The sequence below is a fragment of the Phenylobacterium ferrooxidans genome (assembly GCF_042714595.1).
GTDB lineage: Bacteria > Pseudomonadota > Alphaproteobacteria > Caulobacterales > Caulobacteraceae > Phenylobacterium > Phenylobacterium ferrooxidans.
This window is the reverse complement of record NZ_JAOTJD010000089.1, coordinates 1-1,696: the sequence shown is the minus strand read 5'-3', so window position 1 is coordinate 1,696 and position 1,696 is coordinate 1. Positions and strand designations below refer to the sequence as shown.

Sequence of the window (1,696 nt, the reverse complement as noted above, 5' to 3'; positions counted from 1 at the left end):
GTCAGGCCGGTCCAGCGACCGCAGTTCATGCTGCGGCGTGGCCACCACGACCTTGGAGAAGAACCGCTCCACACCGTCCTTGTCGGTGTAGCGGTCGTGCCGGATCTCCCCCTCGACGAAAACCTTCGAGCCCGTCGGCAACCCCTTGGACCCGAGCCAGCCCACCGTGCCTTGGTTCCAGATCTCGACCTGGTGCCAGGTCGTGTAGTCCTTCCGCTCGCCGCCCGCCTTCGTGTAGCGGTTGGTGGCGACCCGCAGGGTGGCGACCTTCTTGCCGCCTGACGTGGTGCGAATTTCCGCTTCGGCTCCGGTGAAACCGATCAATTGGACCTTGTTCAGCATCGTCTTTCTCCATCTGCCGCCAGGGAAATCCCGGCGGCTCGCGGTCCCTGCCGCGATCACGCGACCTGCAAGGGCGGGGAGGAGGGACAGGCCAAAGCCCGGTCCGGTTGGAAACCGGCCTGCACGGAGCGCAGCGGAGGAAGGCCGGAGGATCCATCCGGTCCGCCACGCGCAGCGGGGTCGGCTTTGACCTGGACCGCCCCGACCTAGGTTGAAGTGATTGATCGCGCGGACCGCAGCCCGCCGGGTGTCACAACGGCTTGGAGATGATCAGAACAAGGACCGCGAGGGCACAGAGGGACGCGGACCGTTCAACACAAGGCAAGGGTCGCCGCCCGCCGACGCCTCTGATTGACGACCGCAGGGCGGGCGAGGGGAGGGGGGCTGAACTCGGCCCACCTGGCCGCCCTGGAACCCGGTGCGGGGGCTGACCCGCCCAGGGGAGAAGGGATCGCTGCGTTCGTCCAGCCGGTGAGATGGCTGACAGAAGAACCGTGAAGCACGGGGGTCGGTCGCCAGATCCAGGGCCCGCCACCACGGTGCATACGCATATCGCGGGCCTTCCAGGCCAGCACCGGCGTCACGGAGATATGCTGGGCCCAGCCCGGCTCGCCGGGCGGGCCGTTGGCTTCAATCTCGCCGGATCACGCACCCGTTCGAGGCCTCCAAGGCGCGACGTCAGAACGAATCACCAACCCCAAGGCTGAGTGGCCGCCGGCCTGGCTGACACAAGGACTTGGATTTCGTTCGACCCCTGTTCCGCCGGCTTCATCCAAATTGGGGGAAGAGCAGGGGGAACGGCGCCCGCCGATGCGGGCGCCGAGGTAGGTCAGTGTCGCGTGCTCTCCGTCCGCGCGTGGATCATCTGGTGGAAGTGGGCGATGGCGGCCGTGTCGAGCTCGAAGGGGATCGCGGTGATCTCCTCCCGACGGTCCAGCTCCTCGGCGATGGCCAGAAGGTCCCAGCATTCGGCGACCACATACCAGCTGCCGGTGTCGTAGAAGTCGTGGGCGTGTTGATAGACCGCTTGAGCCATCCCCATGCTGACCATCTTTCGTCTCCCTCTTGCGCTGCTGGATCTGCGGGCTCGTTCCCGCGATCTCGCGACCGCCCAGGGCGGGTGAAAGGGAGGGGCCAAAGGACGAATCCCCGTGGAAACCGGCCTGCAGCGCAGCGAAGGTCGGAGGGTCCGCGGGGGTTCGCCTCGCTCTGGCGAGGTCGCCTTTGACCCAGACCGTCCCGTCCTAGGTTCGTGAGATTGATCGCGGACGAGCTCGCCCCGCAGCGCCCAACCCGGGAGACGACTGACGGCTTGGTGCTGGCGCCGACATGCGGATCACCACAGCCAGACCCC

At 67.0% G+C, this 1,696-nt stretch carries 2 protein-coding genes; both read right to left on the bottom strand.

Annotation, left to right across the window (positions count from 1 at the left end):
• The coding region (locus OCL97_RS22565) for a single-stranded DNA-binding protein (RefSeq protein WP_377371942.1) at positions 1-342 on the bottom strand (342 nt) is incomplete at its 3' end.
• Positions 343-1,171: 829 nt separating this feature from the next.
• Complete coding sequence (locus OCL97_RS22560) at positions 1,172-1,393, bottom strand: hypothetical protein (protein ID WP_377371941.1); 222 nt, start codon at positions 1,391-1,393, stop codon at positions 1,172-1,174.
• Between the last annotated feature and the right edge of the window lie 303 nt (positions 1,394-1,696).